The sequence below is a fragment of the Hansschlegelia zhihuaiae genome (genome assembly GCF_004103825.1).
In the GTDB taxonomy this organism is placed as follows: Bacteria; Pseudomonadota; Alphaproteobacteria; order Rhizobiales; family Methylopilaceae; genus Methylopila; species Methylopila zhihuaiae.
The window spans coordinates 16,683-32,784 of sequence record NZ_RYFI01000030.1 but is presented as its reverse complement, the minus strand read 5'-3'; the positions used below and the strand labels follow the sequence as shown (position 1 = coordinate 32,784).

General features: G+C 69.8%; 16 protein-coding genes. 11 read left to right on the top strand and 5 right to left on the bottom strand.

The features are described from left to right. The first annotated feature begins 184 nt into the window (after nucleotides 1–184). Entirely contained in the window at nucleotides 185–868 is a 684-nt protein-coding gene (locus EK403_RS20930; RefSeq protein WP_428979635.1) for a hypothetical protein, read from the top strand. Nucleotides 869–1,086: 218 nt separating this feature from the next. Continuing rightward, nucleotides 1,087–1,410, top strand: a complete 324-nt coding sequence (locus EK403_RS20925; RefSeq protein ID WP_128779395.1) for a hypothetical protein — start codon at nucleotides 1,087–1,089, stop codon at nucleotides 1,408–1,410. Nucleotides 1,411–1,516: 106 nt separating this feature from the next. Here the strand turns inward: EK403_RS20925 and tmpT are convergent, their stop codons facing one another. After that, on the bottom strand, nucleotides 1,517–2,155 hold the full coding sequence (tmpT, locus tag EK403_RS20920) for a thiopurine S-methyltransferase (RefSeq protein ID WP_128779394.1): 639 nt from the start codon (nucleotides 2,153–2,155) through the stop codon (nucleotides 1,517–1,519). A gap of 696 nt (nucleotides 2,156–2,851) precedes the next feature. Here tmpT and msrA point away from each other — a divergent pair. Further along, nucleotides 2,852–3,376, top strand: a complete 525-nt coding sequence (gene msrA, locus EK403_RS20915; protein WP_128779393.1) for a peptide-methionine (S)-S-oxide reductase MsrA — start codon at nucleotides 2,852–2,854, stop codon at nucleotides 3,374–3,376. Nucleotides 3,377–3,457: 81 nt separating this feature from the next. Further along, nucleotides 3,458–3,646, top strand: a complete 189-nt coding sequence (locus EK403_RS20910) for a DUF3008 family protein (protein ID WP_128779392.1) — start codon at nucleotides 3,458–3,460, stop codon at nucleotides 3,644–3,646. A 52-nt stretch (nucleotides 3,647–3,698) separates the two neighbouring features. On the opposite strand, the gene EK403_RS20905 is transcribed toward EK403_RS20910, so the two are convergent. From EK403_RS20905 to EK403_RS20890, 4 genes are all read right to left on the bottom strand, one after another. Next, entirely contained in the window at nucleotides 3,699–4,400 is a 702-nt protein-coding gene (locus tag EK403_RS20905) for a RibD family protein (protein WP_128779391.1), read from the bottom strand. Nucleotides 4,401–4,529: 129 nt separating this feature from the next. After that, a complete protein-coding gene (locus EK403_RS22610; RefSeq protein WP_164919709.1) occupies nucleotides 4,530–4,751 on the bottom strand; it encodes a hypothetical protein in 222 nt (73 codons plus the stop codon). A 124-nt stretch (nucleotides 4,752–4,875) separates the two neighbouring features. Further along, nucleotides 4,876–5,289, bottom strand: a complete 414-nt coding sequence (locus tag EK403_RS20895; protein ID WP_128779389.1) for a response regulator — start codon at nucleotides 5,287–5,289, stop codon at nucleotides 4,876–4,878. Nucleotides 5,290–5,349: 60 nt separating this feature from the next. Continuing rightward, nucleotides 5,350–6,291 carry a LysR family transcriptional regulator gene (locus EK403_RS20890; protein WP_206659604.1) on the bottom strand — a complete coding sequence of 314 codons (942 nt, stop codon included), beginning with the start codon at nucleotides 6,289–6,291 and terminating at the stop codon, nucleotides 5,350–5,352. Nucleotides 6,292–6,456: 165 nt separating this feature from the next. Between EK403_RS20890 and EK403_RS20885 the strand changes: the two genes are divergently transcribed. The 7 genes from EK403_RS20885 to EK403_RS20855 form a co-directional block, all read left to right on the top strand. Continuing rightward, nucleotides 6,457–7,485 carry a class 1 fructose-bisphosphatase gene (locus EK403_RS20885; RefSeq protein WP_128779388.1) on the top strand — a complete coding sequence of 343 codons (1,029 nt, stop codon included), beginning with the start codon at nucleotides 6,457–6,459 and terminating at the stop codon, nucleotides 7,483–7,485. Between the two features lie 14 nt (nucleotides 7,486–7,499). After that, entirely contained in the window at nucleotides 7,500–8,375 is an 876-nt protein-coding gene (locus EK403_RS20880; RefSeq protein WP_128779387.1) for a phosphoribulokinase, read from the top strand. A gap of 84 nt (nucleotides 8,376–8,459) precedes the next feature. Beyond that, nucleotides 8,460–9,155 carry a ribulose-phosphate 3-epimerase gene (gene rpe, locus EK403_RS20875; RefSeq protein WP_128779386.1) on the top strand — a complete coding sequence of 232 codons (696 nt, stop codon included), beginning with the start codon at nucleotides 8,460–8,462 and terminating at the stop codon, nucleotides 9,153–9,155. Beyond that, on the top strand, nucleotides 9,155–9,901 hold the full coding sequence (locus EK403_RS20870; RefSeq protein ID WP_128779385.1) for an HAD-IA family hydrolase: 747 nt from the start codon (nucleotides 9,155–9,157) through the stop codon (nucleotides 9,899–9,901). The genes rpe and EK403_RS20870 overlap by 1 nt, the downstream gene beginning before the upstream one ends. A gap of 169 nt (nucleotides 9,902–10,070) precedes the next feature. Further along, nucleotides 10,071–11,513, top strand: coding sequence for an efflux transporter outer membrane subunit (locus EK403_RS20865; protein WP_245479836.1), 1,443 nt, complete (start codon nucleotides 10,071–10,073; stop codon nucleotides 11,511–11,513). Continuing rightward, entirely contained in the window at nucleotides 11,510–12,775 is a 1,266-nt protein-coding gene (locus tag EK403_RS20860) for an efflux RND transporter periplasmic adaptor subunit (protein ID WP_128779383.1), read from the top strand. Before EK403_RS20865 ends, EK403_RS20860 begins: the two co-directional genes overlap by 4 nt. A gap of 172 nt (nucleotides 12,776–12,947) precedes the next feature. Further along, nucleotides 12,948–16,102, top strand: a 3,155-nt coding sequence (locus EK403_RS20855; RefSeq protein WP_128779399.1) for an efflux RND transporter permease subunit, incomplete at its 3' end; no start/stop codon positions are given.

Sequence of the window (16,102 nt, the reverse complement as noted above, 5' to 3'; positions counted from 1 at the left end):
GCGTAACTTGACCCAAAACACGGAAGATGCCCGGGTCAAGCCCGGGCATGACGGTGGGGAGCGAAAACACGGGGCTCCCTTTTCCCCGACGTCGTCTTGGGCGACGGTCCCTCCCCGCATCGGCAAAGGAGAGGCGCGTGGTCGAGAAAGTGGAATTCGTCATCGGACGCCGCTCGCTGACATGATGAGGCGCTCTCTACGCCAAGTGTGCGCTGCCCTGCTCTGGGCCGCGCTCGTCGCCACGTCCGGCGGCGCGGTCGCGCAGGACGCCCCGTGGCGCGGCGATTATGTCGGCCGGCTCGAGGCGTTCGCGCTGCTCCAGTCGCTGAACGCGAGCCTGCTCGGCGCCAGCAGCGCGACCCTCACCCTCGACCGCTGGTGCGCGGACCACAACATCGCGTCGCCGGCCAAGATCGTGGCGGAGCGGGTCCGCGGCGAAGACAAGGCGCCGACCGAGGAGCAGCGCCGCCTGCTGGGCGTCGGGCCGGACGAGACGGTCGAGCACCGCCATGTCCGGCTGCGCTGCGGGGCGCGCGTGTTGTCGGAGGCGGACAATTGGTACGTCCCGGCGCGCCTGACGCCGGACATGAACCGTGCGCTCGAGACCACCGACATCGCGTTCGGCCGGGCCGTCCAGGCGCTCCGGTTCCAGCGCCGGACGCTGTCCGCGAAGCTGCTGTGGTCGCCGCTCCCGGAGGACTGGGCGAAGGCCGCATCCGCGCCTGCGCCCGCGGATCCGCTCCGGCCGCCGGCGCATGTGATCGAGCACCACGCCGTCCTCGTGACGCCCGACGGCACGCCCTTCAGCGAGGTCGTGGAGACCTACACCGGCGAGGTCCTGGCCTTCCCGGAGCCGCCCGGCCACTGACCTCCGCCCGGAATCGCCCGCGCCGCCGCCATAGCCGGGCCTGACCCCGGCGGTCCATCGGGCGCCGACGCGCCCGCTGGGATGAGAGCCGGGCATGGCGCGCGGAGCGGGAGGCCTGCGGCGCGCTCACAGGAACCGCGCGCCCCGCCGCCCGCCGTTCACCATTCGTCAACCATGATGGGTCTGGAGTGGGCCATCCGTCAGAGGGGAGGCGCGTCATGGCCACGATCAGCGTGGGACAGGCGATGGAGATCATCGCCGAACAGGCGGCGGACTACGCCGCGGCCGGGAAGCCCGATCTCGACGACCGCGTCCGGGCGCTCGCCGACTCCATCTCCGCCGCCGTCGACGGCCCGACCATGAACGCGCCGCGCTTCTTCGCCTCGCTGTTCGAGCGCCTCGACGCCGCGACGGAGGCCACCTCGTCGCCGAAGGAGGGCCGGCGCGACCAGCCCGCCGAAGATGAGCTCTACGGCCAGCACCTCTTCTTCGCGGCCATGGCTCATCAGTTCAGGCTTCGTCTGGAGGCCGCCGCCGCGTGACGGCGGCGGCGGACGTCGGAAGGGCGCGCCGTTCCGACCGCCGGGACGAGCCCGGACTGACGGTCTCCAGGTTGGATCGGCCGGCCCAGCCTCAGCGCATCGCGCTTCAGGCCGGCCGCCTCATCAACCACGCCTTCTCCGTCGCCGGACAGAACCCCTTCAGCCCGCCCTCGACCTCGGCGCTTTCCAGCAGCGCGACGTCATACGTCGCATAAAGCCCCCTCGCCTCCTCTTCCGTCACCGAGAAGGGCGGGCCGTCCATCCGGCTCTGGTCGTAGTCGTAGGTGACGAGGAGCTGAGGCGCGGACGCCGTGATCCGGGCGACATGGGCGGCGTAGCGCGGGCGGACGTCCGCGGGCAGCGCGACGAGAGCTGCGCGGTCGTAAGTCCCGTCCACCGCCCCGAGCGCTTCGGAGCCCAGGTCGAACAGGTCGCCGACGAAGATGTCGACGCCCTCCGCGCGATAGCGTCGCAACGCGCCGGCGTCGCCGATGGCGGGCGTCAGCCCGAGCTCGGCGAAGAGCTGCTCCACCGCGGTCTCGACCAGTTCGGCCCCCGCGACCCGAAATCCGTTTCCGAGCAGCCAGTGGATGTCGAGCGTCTTGCCGCAGAGCGGCAGGAACAGGCGCGCGCCAGCGGGGAGCCCGAGCGCCGAGAGATGCCGCACCAGCATCGGGTTCGCGGAGTCCCGGTGCCACCCGAGCCGATTGTCGCGCCATCTTCCGCGCCAGAAGTCGTCGTCCATGTGCGTCCTGGTCCTTTCTGAGAATGGGCTGAGCGGATCGTCGGCCCTCACCCGTCGCGCCCGGCGGCAGCCGGGCATGACGGAGCCCGTCGGGCGAGGCATCATCGGCAAATGGGCGGCCGGGTCTACATTCTCGCAAGCGGGCCGGGCGGAACCCTCTGTGTCGGCGTAGCGCGGCCGCCGTCATCGCCCGGGTCAAGCTGGGGCGTGACGAGGTGTGGAGGTCAGCGCCAAGTTGAATAGGATTATTTTCTTGACATCTGACCTCGGGTCAGGCAGCCTCGTTTCGCCTTCTCCCAGCCATGGAGGCGTCGTCCGGGCCGTCCGGCGGCGCGGGAGACGGGCGGAGCCTGCGGCGGGAGGGACCGGCTCACCCGCCCCGGGATCTTGGTCGAGGGGCGGACCGGAAACGGCCCGTCGGCAACACATCATACCCCCGGCACTAGGACCGACCGGGGCGTGTCCAGAGCGTCTCGACCTCGCCGAAAACCGTGCGCGGGCGCCGCAGGCGCCACACACACAAGCATCAGAGGCTCCTGCGGCGACCCGCGCCTTCTTATGCAAGCTGTCTGACAGTCCGGACCCGAGCGAAACTCCGAAGCCCCCGGCGCCGGAGCGATGACGGACGGGGCGCTTTTGAAAAACCGCGGCGTCGTCACGATATTCACGTCCGTCACGAACCCGAGGAGGCCGCAGATGACCACCGCCACCGAACGCGCGATCCTGGCCGGAGGGTGTTTTTGGGGGATGCAGGACCTGATCCGCAGGCAGAAGGGCGTGGTTTCGACGCGGGTCGGCTACACCGGCGGCGACGTTCCGAACGCGACCTACCGCAATCACGGCACGCACGCGGAGGCGATCGAGATCGTCTACGACCCGAAGCAGACAAGCTTCCGGTGGATGCTGGAGTTCTTCTTCCAGATCCACGACCCGACCACGAAGAACCGGCAAGGCAACGACATCGGCCTGAGCTACCGCTCGGCGATCTTCTTTCTCGACGACGCGCAGAAGCGCGTGGCCGAGGATACGATCGCCGACGTCGAGGCGTCGGGCCTGTGGCCCGGCAAGGTCGTGACCGAGGTCGCGCCCGCGGGCCCGTTCTGGGAGGCCGAGCCCGAGCACCAGGATTATCTCGAGCGCTATCCGACCGGCTACACCTGCCACTTCATCCGCCCGAACTGGCGGCTGCCGGTCCGTGAGGAGGTCCGCCAGGCGAGCTGAGGGGGCGGGAACGAACGGGCGTTCACGCGAATTCTTCTCCAGAGCGGCCCTGTTCGGCCGCCCGAGCATGGAGGCCCGATCATGCCAGCGAAATCGCAGGCTCAGCAGAAGGCCGCGGGCGCAGCGCTCGCGGCCAAGCGCGGCGACGTCAAGAAGAGCGACCTGCGCGGCGCGTCGAAATCGATGGTCGAGTCGATGAGCGAGACGGAACTCGAGAAGATGGCCTCGACCAAGCGCAAGGGAAAGCCGCAGCACGACGCCAAGAAGTGACTGACATGGCGCCCCGCGAAGGTTTCGCGGGGCGTTTCGTTCGCGTCGCGGTTCAGCCTCGCATCTCGACACGGTAGCGCAGCCGGACCACGCCGTCGGGCTTGGCCTCGCACTCCGTCAGATCGAGCTTGAGAACATTCGCGAGCCCCTCCTCGCCTGCTTCGAAGATGGCGCGCTCGCCAGTGATCGCGTTGATCGACGGCCAGATCAGCACCACGATCTCGTCGACCAGTCCGGCCCTGAGGAAGGCGCCGTTCACCCCGCCGCCGCCTTCGAGCAGCACGCGTTTCAGCCCGAGCTCGCGTCCGAGAGTCTCGAGCGCGGCCGCGAGGTCGATCCCGGCGCCGTCGGAGACCAAATAGGAGACGCCGTCGCCGCGCAGTTCCGCGAGATGCGCGTCCGGGACGCCGGCCGCGAGCAGGACCACGACATGGTCGCCGCCGATGTCGCCCTTCTCGAAATGGAGCTTTCCTGACGGGTCGAGGATGATCCCGTAAGCCGCCGCGTCGCGCCGCGCGAAATGAGCCGGGCGCGGCGGCGGCTGGAATTCGGCCGGCGGATGAGCCTTCGCCCTCGACATCTCGGCGCCGGTGACGCGGCCGATGATCCAGGCGTCGCCGCCGATCTCCTCATGCGCGTCTTCGAACGCCTTGCCGCGCGCCCTGATCTCGGCCTCGGCCCCCTCCCCCGACCGGCCGGAGCCGAGCCGGCCGTCCAGCGAGGAGAGCATCAGGCAGGTGACGTGCGGCTTCATTGGGCGGCTCCGGCGATGCGTCCACGGGCGTCGGCCGGGCGCGAGCCGGTCGAGCTAGGGCGTGGCCGCGGATCGGCGAGCCGTGCGCGGGTCCCGGCGACGACCGGTCGCGCCGCCGGGCGGCCGCCCCTAGGGCTCCGGCTCCTCGGCCGGGGCCAGCAGTTCGACGAGCCGGGCGACGCGGCCCGACGGCGGCGGCTTGCGCTCGGCGACGAGGGCGTCCTCGGCGTTGATCCAGCCGAGCGCTTCGGCGAGTTCGTCCGCCGTCGCCCCCGTCGCCACGACTTCGGCGATCTGAACCTCGTCAACCGGTCCAAGCAGAGCGAGGACGTCCTCCCTGGTCATCGGCATGACGTTCTCCTTCTGAAGCCTTCCGTCGTTGGCTCAAAAGCCGGAGCCGATCGGCACGGCTCTCGGGCGCTCGCGGTTCGAGCTAGGCTTTCGTCGCGGTTGCGCAAGCCTCGATCCAAAGCCGTCAGTCGCTCCTTTCGTGGTCGGAACGGCGCGCGAGGATCTCGAGCTGCCGCGTGATGTCGGCAGGCGTGAACGGCTTGTTCACCTGGAACGCGTCGCCGAGCTCCTCGGGTCGGTCGCTCCGGTCCGCGCCTGACACGAATACGAAGGGCACTTTCCTCAGGCGCAGCTCGAGAGCGAGCGGGTAGGTCTTGCCGTCCGTCACGTCGATGTCGAGGAACGCCAGTTCGACGGGCTGGGCGATCGCCACCATGGCCTCGCCGGTTGACGCCGCGACCACGATCTCGGCGTCGGGCAGCCGGTCGAGGACGATGGCCTCGATCTCGAGGGCGATGACAGGCTCGTCCTCGACGATCAGCACGCGCATCGCCACACTCCGCCGCGGCGGCTTTCCGGCCGCGGCGGCCACCGCCATGATGCGGGTCTCACAGAGCCCCGCATCGCTGGTCGTGCGATCAAGACGCGCGAGCGTCGGCTAGAGTTCCGTGGGCTTCTTCGAGATTTGCGGCAGGAACTCCGCTCCCCGCTCGGAGAGGAAGGCGTTCATGGCCGCGGCCGGCGGCGTCAGCCGCTTGCCCGCGCGTCGCACGACGTGCCACTGGCGCATGATCGGCAGGCCGTCGACCTCGATCTGCGCGAGGCGGCCGTCGGCGATCTCGGCTGCGACCGTGTGGGCCGAGATGAAGGCGAGGCCGAGCCCCGCGATCACCGCCTGCTTGATCGTCTCGTTCGAGCCGATCTCCATTCCGCTCTTCGCCTTGACGCCTTCCTCGGCGAACAGCCGCTCCATCAGCGCGCGCGTGCCGGAGCCCTGCTCGCGCATCAGGAACGTCTGTCCGGTGAGCTGCCCCGGGCCGATGCGCCGGCCGACGAGCGGATGGTCGGGTGGCGCCACCACGATGTGGGGGTGCTCGCCGATCACGGTCTTGACCGTCTCGATCTCCTCGGGCGGCCGTCCCATGATCGCGACGTCCACCATGTCGCCGCGCAGATGGTTGAGCACCTCGGCGCGGTTGCCGACGACGAGCGACAGCTCGACGCGCGGATGGGCGCGCGCGAAGGCGCCGAGCGCCATAGGCGCGAAATATTTCGCGGTCGATACGATGGCGACCGAAACGCGCCCGCCCTCGAGGCCCTTCATCGCCTCGAGGGCCGCCACGCAGTCCCGGATCGCGGATTCGATGCGCGCCACCGCCTCGACGACCTCGCGTCCCGCGTCGGTCGGGCGGAAGCGGTCGCCGCTGCGGTCGAGCAGCGGAAGCTCGGTCGCGGCCTCTAGAAGCTGGACCTGCATGGTGACGGCGGGCGGCGTGACGCCGAGCCTCCGGGCGGCCGCGCTGACCGCGCCGGTGTCCGCGACGGCGGCGAGCGCTCGCAGCTGCTTGACGGTCAGGGAACGGATCAGGCCTTCAGACATCCTGAATACGGGCTTTAGGCGATTTGGCTTTGCTGAGCAATCGCGCTTAAGACGATCTTCCGTCCCAATTCCGTTCGGACGGACTATTTTGCGGCGGCGCGACGGGGCAAGATGCGCGGCCGCGCGCGGCCTTGAGACTGCGCGACGCTTTGTGGGGAGACGACTGTGGCCGACGTGACGACCCTCGACGCCTATCTCGCCGGCTGGGCGGGAGACGACGCCGGCCGCCAAGCCGTCTCCCGGACCGTGACCGCGATGTGCGAGGCCGGGCGGACGATCGCCGCGATCGTCGGCCGCGGCGCGCTGGAGGGGGAGATGGGCGCCGCGATCGGCGGCAACGCCGGCGGCGACACGCAAAAGGCGCTCGACCTCAGGACGCACGACATCTGCGTCGAGGCGCTCAGGGCGGCTCCGGTCGCGCGGGTCGGGTCGGAGGAGGCCGACGACGTCGCGATCCTCGACGAAGCCGCGCCGCTCGCGCTCGCGATGGACCCTTTGGACGGCTCCTCCAACATCGAGACCAATGTGTCGATCGGCACGCTGTTCGGCGTGCTGCCCAATATCGGCGAGGACACCTTCCTGCAGCCGGGCTCGAAGCAGCTCGCGGCCGGCTTCATCGTCTACGGCCCCGCGACGGCGCTCGTCCTGACCGTCGGGGCCGGGACGCAGATCTTCATGCTCGACCGGGAGACGGGCGCCTTCGTCCGCACCCATGCGGACGTCCGCATTCCCGAGACCACCAAGGAATACGCGATCAACGCCTCCAACCAGCGGCACTGGGACGAGGCGATGGGCGCCTATGTGGCGGACTGCCTCGCGGGCAAGGACGGGCCGCGCGAGAAGAACTTCAACATGCGCTGGGTCGGGTCGCTGGTCGCAGACGTCTTCCGCATCCTGATCCGCGGCGGCGTCTATCTCTATCCGGCCGACGCGCGGGAAGGCTACGCCCAGGGTCGCCTCAGGCTGGTCTACGAATGCAACCCGATCGCCATGGTGTGCGAGCAGGCCGGCGGCGCCGCGACCGACGGCCAGACGCGCATCCTCGACCTCGTCCCCTCGAAGCTCCACGTCCGCGCGCCGCTGGTCGCAGGCTCGGCCGAAGAAGTCGAGCGCATCGGTCGCTACTATTCCAAGCCCCCGCGCCAGGCCTCCGCGTCTCCGCTGTTCGCCAAGCGCGGGCTGTTTCTCGCGTAAGCGCGACGAGGTCGATGTCCGTCCGTCATCCCATCATCTCGGTCACCGGCTCGTCAGGGTCGGGGACGACCTCGGTGCGCGACACCTTCGAGCAGATCTTCCGGCGCGAGCACATCGCGGCGGCGTTCGTCGAGGGCGACGCCTTCCACCGCTTCGACCGCGACGCGATGCGCCGGCACGCCGAGCAGGAGGCGGCGCAAGGCAACCACCACTTCTCGCATTTCGGCCATGACGGAAACCTGCTGGAGGAGCTCGAGCAGCTGTTCCGCTCCTACTCGGAGACGGGAAAGGGTAGGACGAGGCACTATGTCCACGATCTGATGGCCGCCCAGAGGTTTGGCCTTCCGATGGGCAGCTTCACCGGATGGGAGGATCTGCCGGAGCCGACCGACATCATGTTCTACGAGGGCCTGCACGGCGCCGTGGTCGGCGAAGGCCTCAACATCGCGCAATACGCCGATCTCAAGATCGGCGTGGTGCCGGTCATCAACCTCGAATGGATCCAGAAGATCCATCGCGACCGGAAGGACCGCGGCTACACCACCGACGACGTCATGCACACCATCCTGCGGCGGATGCCCGACTACGTGAAATACATCTGCCCGCAGTTCACGACGACCGACGTCAACTTCCAGCGCATTCCGACGGTCGACACCTCGAACCCGTTCATCGCGCGGACGATCCCGACCGCCGAGGAGTCCATGGTGGTGATCCGCTTCCGCGATCCGCACGGCATCGACTTCCCCTATCTGCTCTCGATGATCTCCTGGAGCTTCATGTCGCGGGCCAATTCCATCGTGATCCCGGGCGGCAAGCTCGACCTCGCGATGCAGCTGATCCTCACGCCCATGATCCTCAACCTGATCGACAAGAAACGCCGCGCCGCGTGACGCCCGGCCGGCTCGGCGGGCTGTACCGGAGCGGCAGGACGGGTTAACAGCGTGCGGCGCAGCAAGACGTCAGATTGGCCGCCCATGCCCGCCGCACCGAACCCGATCGTCATCGCCCCCTCGATCCTGTCCGCCGACTTTTCGAAGCTCGGCGAGGAGACCCGCGACGTGGTCGCGGCGGGGGCCGACTGGGTGCATCTCGACGTCATGGACGGCCATTTCGTGCCGAACATCACCTTCGGCCCGGAGGTGGTGAGGAAGCTCCGCCGCTGGACCGACGCGCCATTCGACTGTCATCTGATGATCGCGCCCGTCGATCCCTATCTCGAGGCCTTCGCCAAGGCCGGCTGCGACCGCCTGACCGTGCATGCCGAGGCGGGGCCGCATCTCGACCGCTCGCTCCAGTTCATCCGTTCGCTCGGCAAGCAGGCCGGCGTCGCCATCAACCCGTCGACGCCCGAAAGCGCGGTCGAATATGTCCTCGACAAGATCGACCTGGTCATCGTCATGACGGTCAATCCAGGCTTCGGCGGCCAGGCCTTCATCTCAGGCATGCTCGACAAGGTCCGGCGGCTGAAGGCGATGATCGGCGAACGGCCGATCCGCATCGAGATCGACGGCGGGGTGACGCCAGAGACCGCCGGCCCCTGCGTCGCCGCCGGCGCCGACACGCTGGTGGCCGGCAACGCCGTGTTCAAGGACGGGCCGGCTGCGTACGCCCGCCATATCGCGGCGATCCGGACGGCCGCCGAAGCCGCGGCGCCGGCGGACGCCGCCTAATGAGCCTTGAAGCGCTGATCTTCGACGTCGACGGCACCTTGGCCGAGACGGAGGAGGCGCATCGCGCGGCGCTGAACGAGACCTTCCGGGCGTTCTCGCTGCCCTGGGAATGGGATCAGCCGACTTATCGCCGACTGCTGCGCGTCATGGGCGGCAAAGAGCGCCTGCTGCATTTCATCGAGAACGACCGGCCCGAAGAGGCGGAGCGCGGCCGGGCGACCCTCGCGGCGCTCCACGCGGCCAAGAACGAGCGCTACGCCGCGCTCGTCAAAGCCGGCGGCGTGGAGCTGAGGCCGGGCATCGAACGGCTGATCCGCGAAGCGCGCGCCGCCGGGGTGCGACTCGCGATCGCCACCACCACCAGCCTTCCGAACGTCGAAGCGCTTCTGACGGCGACTCTCGGAGCTGACGGCCCTGCTTTGTTCGAGACCATTGCGGCCGGCGACTCGGTGACGACCAAGAAGCCGGCGCCGGACATCTTTCTTCTCGCGCTCGAGCGGCTCGCTCTGCCGCCTTCGTCGGCGATCGCCTTCGAGGACACGGTCTACGGGCTCCAGGCCGCTACCGCGGCGGGCCTGAGAGGCATCGTCACCCCGAGCTTCTACACCGACGACCAGGATTTCTCGGGCGCTCTCGCCGTGTTCGACCATCTGGGCGAGCCGCAGCGACCGGCCCGTCACATTGCGGGCGCCGGCGCAGGAGAGAGCATGGTGACGATCGAGTTTCTCCGCCGGCTCGCGGCATGAGCGGCGGCGGCGCGGGTCACGCTTTCGCGATACGATCGTAGGGCGGACGCCGTAGCCGCGTGGAGGTCCGCGGGCATGGCTCGCCCCAGTGTCGCCTTCCCGCAATGGCGGCGTCCGCTGCGCCATGCGAGACTTCGCCGTCCCTGAGTATCGAGTTCGCGAGGCGCATTTGCGGGGGATCAGCACGAAATTGCGGCTCGCCGCGGCCGCCGCCGCGGCGCTCGCGCTGTCGGGCTGCGCCGACAGATGGGAGCGCCCTGCCCTCGGCGTCGACACGCCCTCCCGCTGGAAGGATGCGGGCGCGAGCAGCGCGGTCTGGCCGGACGCCTCGTGGTGGCGGGATTTCGGCTCCGCGGAGCTCACCAGCCTCATCCAAGAGGCCGAGCGCTCCAATCAGGACATCGGCGCGGCCAAGGCCCGGATCGAGCAGGCCGACGCGCAGGTGCGGATCAACGGCGCGAGCCTGATCCCGGTGATACAGGGCTCTGGCGACGCGAGCCTGCAGCCGGGCCCGAACGGCCGCGGGACGCAGCGGCAGTATCAGGTCGGCGTCGATGCGAGCTACGAGCTTGACTTCTGGGGCCGGAACCGGGCGACGGTGCGCTCCGCTCAGGCCTCCGCCCAGGCCGCCCGCTTCGACGAGGAGGTGGTGGCGCTCGGCGTCGTCAGCGATCTCGCCAACACCTATTTCGCGCTGATGTCCGCGCAGGAGCGGCTCGCTATCGCCCGCAGCAACGTGACGTCCGCCCAGACGATCCTCGACGCGATCCAGGGCCGGCTCGACGTCGGCACGGCGTCGGCCCTCGACCGCGCCCAGCAGCGCGCGATCCTCGACCAGCAGCGCGCCACCATCCCGCCGATCGAGCAGGAGATCCGCGTCAACGAGACCGCGATCGCCCTGCTGCTCGGCCGGCCGCCCGTCAGGGTCTCGATCAAGGGCGGACGGCTCGCCGCCCTGAAGACGCCCCGCGTGCGGCCGGGCCTGCCCTCGGAGCTGCTCCTGAGGCGCCCGGACGTAAGGTTCGCGGAGGCCAATCTCGCCGCGACCGACGCCGACATCACGGCCGCGCGCGCCGCCTTCCTGCCGTCCTTCGGGCTCTCGGCGCAGGGCGGCTTCGAGAGCGCGACGCTGAGAAGCCTCGTCGACCGCAGCAGCCTCGCCTATCAGCTCGCGGCGAGCGTCACGCAGCCGATCCTCGACCAGACGCTTCCCGGCAATCTCGACCTCGCCAAGGGCCAGTACCGCGAAAACCTGTTCGCCTACCGCAAGGCCACGACCCAATCCTTCGTGGATGTCGAGAACGCCCTGATCGCGGTGCGCAAGACCGCCGAGCAGGTCCGGCTCCAGGAGGCGGCGGTGAAGAGTGCGCGGGAGGCCTATGACATCGCCCGGGCGCAGCTCAAGGAAGGCGCGGTCGACATCGTGACGGTGGTCAACGCCCAGCAGACGCTGTTCACGGCGCAGGACAATCTGGTGACGGCGCGGCTCGCGCGCTTCCAGGCGCTGGTCTCGATGTTCGAGGCGCTCGGCGGCGGCTGGGCGGCCTCGGGCCGGCCGGCCGGCGGCGCGCCGCTGCCCGCCTTCAACGTGCCGAAAGTCGCCGCCCGATGAAGCGCCTCGTCGTTCTCCTGCTCATCGTCGCCGCCGGCGTCGCTGCCTGGCGGTTCTGGCCGCCGCCCGGCTGGCCGCCGGCCTTCCTGTCGGCGTCGAGCGGCGCGGGCGGGGACAGCCAGGCGCGCCGTGGCGGCCGGCGCGGCGGCGGCGGCGGCCCGGACGAGGCGGTGCCTGTGATCGTCTCGGAAGCGAAGCGCGAGGCCGTGCCGGTCTTCCTCGAAGGCGTCGGCACCTTCCAGGCGCCGAACGTCGTGACGGTGCGGCCGCAGGTCGAGGGCACGCTCGTCGAGGTGACGTTCCGCGAGGGCCAGGACGTCAAGGCCGGCGACGTGCTGGCCCGCATCGACCCAGCGACCTATCAGGCGCAATACGACCAGGCGGTCGCCCAGAAGGCGCAATACCAGGCGCAGCTCGAGAACGCCCGGCGCGACTACGACCGCTATTCGCGGCTCGCCAAGAACGACTACGGCACCCAGCAGCAGGCCGACACCGCGAAGTCGACCATCGCCCAGCTCGAGGCGCAGGTCCGCTACTACGGCGCGGTCATCGACCAGGCCAAGACCACGCTCGACCGCACCGTGGTGCGCGCGCCGATCTCGGGCCGCACGGGCGTGCGCGGCGTCGACCCGGGCAACTACGTCACGGTCGGCGAAACCACCGGCATCGTGACCATCACCCAGGTCCAGCCGATCGCGGCGCTGTTCACGCTGCCGCAACAGAACATCGGCGCGGTCACCAAGGCGCTCTCGCGCGGCAAGGTCGCGATCGACGCGCTGACGGGCGACGGCGCGACCGTGCTGGACAAGGGCGTGCTCGACGTCATCGACAATCAGGTCGATCAGGCGACCGGCACGGTGAAGCTGAAGGGGACCTTCCCCAACGCCGAGCTTGCGCTGTGGCCCGGCCAGTTCACGACGATCCGCGTGGCGGTCGACGTGCTCGACGACGTCGTCACCGTGCCGGGTCCCGCCGTCCAGCAGGGCCCGGACGGCCCATTCGTCTTCGCCGTGAAGGACGACTCCACCGTCGAGCAGCGCGAGGTGAAGGTCGCGCGTCAGGACGCGGCGCTTGCGGTGATCTCGTCGGGCGTCGCGGCCGGCGACCGGGTGGTGACGACCGGCTTCACGCGCCTCCGCGACGGCGCGAAAGTTTCGGTCGGCGCGCCCGGCGCGAACTCCGCTCCGGAACAGGACGCCCCCGGATCGGGCGCCGAGACCCAGACGCCGCAGCGCCGCGCCCAGCGCGGGGCGGAGCGGTGACGCTGGCGTCGGGTCCTCCCCCTCGTGTCCCGGCCTTAAGCCGGGACCCATTTGCGCAAACCTGTCAGCCAGAAGCGCTCAGGCCGACTGCTCATTCAGGCGCCGGTCGCGGTGATGGGTCGCGGCTCAAGGCCGGGACATGGGCGTGGCGGCTGTCGCCAGCGGCCGTCCCATGAACATCGCCGCGCCTTTCATCGCGCGGCCGGTCGCCACCACTCTGCTCGCGGTCGCGGTGCTGCTTGCGGGCGTGCTGGGCTATCTGAGGCTTCCGGTCTCATCACTGCCGCAGGTCGACTTCCCGACCATTCAGGTCACGACGCGGCTTCCGGGGGCGAATCCCCAGACCATGGCGGCGCTCGTCACCGCGCCGCTCGAACGGCAGCTCGGCCAGATCCCCTCGCTCGACGTGATGAACTCGGCGAGTTCCTTCGGCTTCAGCCGCATCACGCTGCGCTTCGACCTCGACCGCGACATCGACGGCGCCGCGCAGGACGTGCAGGCGGCGATCAACGCCGCCAATTCGACGCTGCCGAGGGACCTGCCCTACCCGCCGGTGTTCTCCAAGGTGAACCCGGCCAACACGCCGGTGCTGACCGTCGCGCTCACCTCCGAAACCATGCCGATCCGCGACGTGTCCGACCTCGCCGACACGCTGGTCGCCCAGCGCCTCGCCGAGGTGGTGGGCGTCGGGCGGGTGTCGGTCGGCGGCGGCGTCAAGCCCGCCGTCCGGGTGCAGGCCGACGTCCGTCGGCTCGCCGCCTACGGCCTCACGCTTCAGTCGCTCCGGACCGCGGTGTCGGGCGCGAGCGTCGCCGGGCCGAAGGGGTCGATCGACGGCGACCGCCAGTCCTTCACGATCTCGGCCAACGACCAGATCGAGACCGCGGCGGCCTATGCGGACGTCATCGTCGCCACAAGCAATGGCGCGCCGGTGCGTTTGCGAGACGTCGCGGAGGTGACGGACGGCGTCGAAGACGAGAGCGTCGCGGCGACCTTCCAGGGCCGGCCCGCCATCGTGATCGACGTCCAGCGCCAGCCCGGCGCCAACACGGTCGAGACGGTCGAGCTGCTGCGCAAGGCGCTGCCCGAGATCGAGCGGGCCATGCCGGCCGGCGTCCAGGTCTCGGTGGTCGACGACCGCACCGACACCATTAAGGCCTCGATCCACGAGGTTGAGATCACGCTGGCGCTTTCGGTCGCGCTCGTGATCCTCGTGGTGCTGGTCTTCCTCAGGACGCTGCGCGCGACCTTCATTGCGGGCGTCGCCCTGCCCTTGTCGCTGATCGCTACATTCGCCGTGATGTGGGCTTTCGGCTACAGCCTCGACAACCTGTCGCTGATGGCGCTGGTGGTGGGCGCCGGCTTCGTGGTCGACGACGCGATCGTCATGATCGAGAACGTCCAGCGCCACATCGAGGACGGCGAGCCGCCGCTGAAGGCGGCCTATGAGGGCGCGCGCGAGATCGGCTTCACGATCGTGTCGCTGACGGCTTCGCTGGTCGCGGTGTTCATTCCGCTGCTCTTCATGGGCGGGCTGATCGGCCGGGTGTTCCGCGAATTCGCCGCGACGCTGACCATCGCGGTCGTGGTCTCGATGGTGATCTCGCTGACCCTCACCCCGATGATGTGCGGCCGCCTGCTGAAGGCGCCGAAGCATGGCGGCGGCTCGCGGTTCTCGCGCGCCGCGGAGGCGGCCACGACGCGCTTCATCGCGGGCTACCGGCGATCGCTGCTGTTCGTGCTCCGCCACCAGGGCGTGACGCTGCTGGTCACGCTCGCCACGCTGCTCGCCACCGGCTGGCTCTATGTGATCGCGCCCAAGGGCTTCCTGCCGAACCAGGATTCCGGCCTGATCACCGCGACGCTCGAGGCCGCGCAGGACGTTTCCTTCGCGGAGCTCCGCCGGCGCGATGCGGAGGCGACCGCGATGATCCGCCATGACCCGGCGGTCCGGAACGTCGTCTCGGTGCTCGGCGTCACCGACCAGACCGCGACCTCGAACGCCGGCCGCCTCACCATCGTGCTCAAGCCCCATGACGAGCGCGACGCCAGCGCCAACGAGGTCATCGCCCGGCTCTCGGAGAAGACCGGCAAGATCCCGGGCGTCTCGCTGGTCTTCCAAGCGACGCAGGATCTGCAGATCTCCACCCGCGCCTCCCGCGCGCGCTACCAGTACACGTTGACCGACAGCGACCCGAAGGAGCTGTCGCGCAACGCAGCCCGGCTGGTCGACGAGCTGCAGGGATCGCCCGTCCTGCGGAATGTCGGTTCGGACGCGCGGCCCGGCGGCCTGCAGGCGAGGGTCGAGATCGACCGCGTGGCGGCGGGCCGGCTCGGCGTCACCGTCCAGGCGATCGCCGACGCCCTCTACGACGCCTTCGGCCAGCGGCAGATCTCGACCATTTATGGCCAGGCCAACCAGTACCGCGTGGTGCTGGAAGCGGCGTCCGGTGAGGCGCGGGACGTCGCCGCGATCGGCCGTCTCTACGTGACGCCGACCGCGTCGACCTCGCAGGCTCAGGACGCGGCCGAGGCGAACTCCTCCGCCGCAGCGACGAACCCCGCGCCTGTCCCGCTCTCCGCCGTCGCGCAGGTGACCGTGGAGCCCGCCGACCTCGTAGTCACCAATGAGGAGCAGTTCCCGGCCGTCACCATCTCGTTCGACCTCGCCGAGGGCGCCTCGCTCAGCGACGCCGTGACGGCGATCGAGGCCGCCGAGGAGGCGATCGACATGCCCTCGACCGTGGCCGGCAGGTTCGCGGGCGACGCGGCCGAATTCGCCCAGTCGCTCGCCGGCCAGCCCTGGCTGGTGCTCGCGGCCGTGATCGCGATCTACATCGTGCTGGGCGTGCTCTATGAGAGCTTCATCCACCCCTTCACGATCCTCTCCACGCTGCCCTCGGCCGGCGTCGGCGCGCTGATCGCGCTCGAGCTGTTCCGGCTCGATCTGTCGATCATCGCGCTGATCGGCGTGATCCTGTTGATGGGCATCGTGAAGAAGAACGCGATCATGATGATCGACTTCGCGCTCGAAGCCGAACGCGAGCGCGGCATGGCGCCGGAGCAGTCGATCGTCGAGGCGGCGGCGCTGCGCTTCCGCCCGATCATGATGACGACGCTGGCCGCTTTGCTCGGCGCGCTGCCGCTCGCTCTCGCGACGGGCCCGGGCGCGGAGCTGCGCTTTCCGCTTGGCGTCACCATCATCGGCGGCCTGCTGCTCAGCCAACTGCTGACGCTCTACACGACGCCGGTGGTCTATCTCGCAATGGAGCGGGTCAGGGAGCGGCTTTCGGGCGGCAAGGCTCCGGCAGCGGAGCCGGCGGAGTG

Excerpts from the sequence above, each read along its gene's own strand:
- EK403_RS20870 (WP_128779385.1), top strand. The coding sequence starts at position 9,155 with ATGAGCCTTGAAGCGCTGATCTTCGACGTCGACGGCACCTTGGCCGAG.
- EK403_RS20880 (WP_128779387.1), top strand. The coding sequence starts at position 7,500 with ATGTCCGTCCGTCATCCCATCATCTCGGTCACCGGCTCGTCAGGGTCG.
- EK403_RS20930 (WP_428979635.1), top strand. The coding sequence starts at position 185 with ATGAGGCGCTCTCTACGCCAAGTGTGCGCTGCCCTGCTCTGGGCCGCG.
- EK403_RS20905 (WP_128779391.1), bottom strand. The coding sequence starts at position 4,400 with ATGAAGCCGCACGTCACCTGCCTGATGCTCTCCTCGCTGGACGGCCGG.
- EK403_RS20910 (WP_128779392.1), top strand. The coding sequence starts at position 3,458 with ATGCCAGCGAAATCGCAGGCTCAGCAGAAGGCCGCGGGCGCAGCGCTC.
- EK403_RS20890 (WP_206659604.1), bottom strand. The coding sequence starts at position 6,291 with ATGTCTGAAGGCCTGATCCGTTCCCTGACCGTCAAGCAGCTGCGAGCG.
- EK403_RS20860 (WP_128779383.1), top strand. The coding sequence starts at position 11,510 with ATGAAGCGCCTCGTCGTTCTCCTGCTCATCGTCGCCGCCGGCGTCGCT.
- EK403_RS20925 (WP_128779395.1), top strand. The coding sequence starts at position 1,087 with ATGGCCACGATCAGCGTGGGACAGGCGATGGAGATCATCGCCGAACAG.
- tmpT (WP_128779394.1), bottom strand. The coding sequence starts at position 2,155 with ATGGACGACGACTTCTGGCGCGGAAGATGGCGCGACAATCGGCTCGGG.
- rpe (WP_128779386.1), top strand. The coding sequence starts at position 8,460 with ATGCCCGCCGCACCGAACCCGATCGTCATCGCCCCCTCGATCCTGTCC.
- EK403_RS20895 (WP_128779389.1), bottom strand. The coding sequence starts at position 5,289 with ATGGCGGTGGCCGCCGCGGCCGGAAAGCCGCCGCGGCGGAGTGTGGCG.
- msrA (WP_128779393.1), top strand. The coding sequence starts at position 2,852 with ATGACCACCGCCACCGAACGCGCGATCCTGGCCGGAGGGTGTTTTTGG.
- EK403_RS22610 (WP_164919709.1), bottom strand. The coding sequence starts at position 4,751 with ATGCCGATGACCAGGGAGGACGTCCTCGCTCTGCTTGGACCGGTTGAC.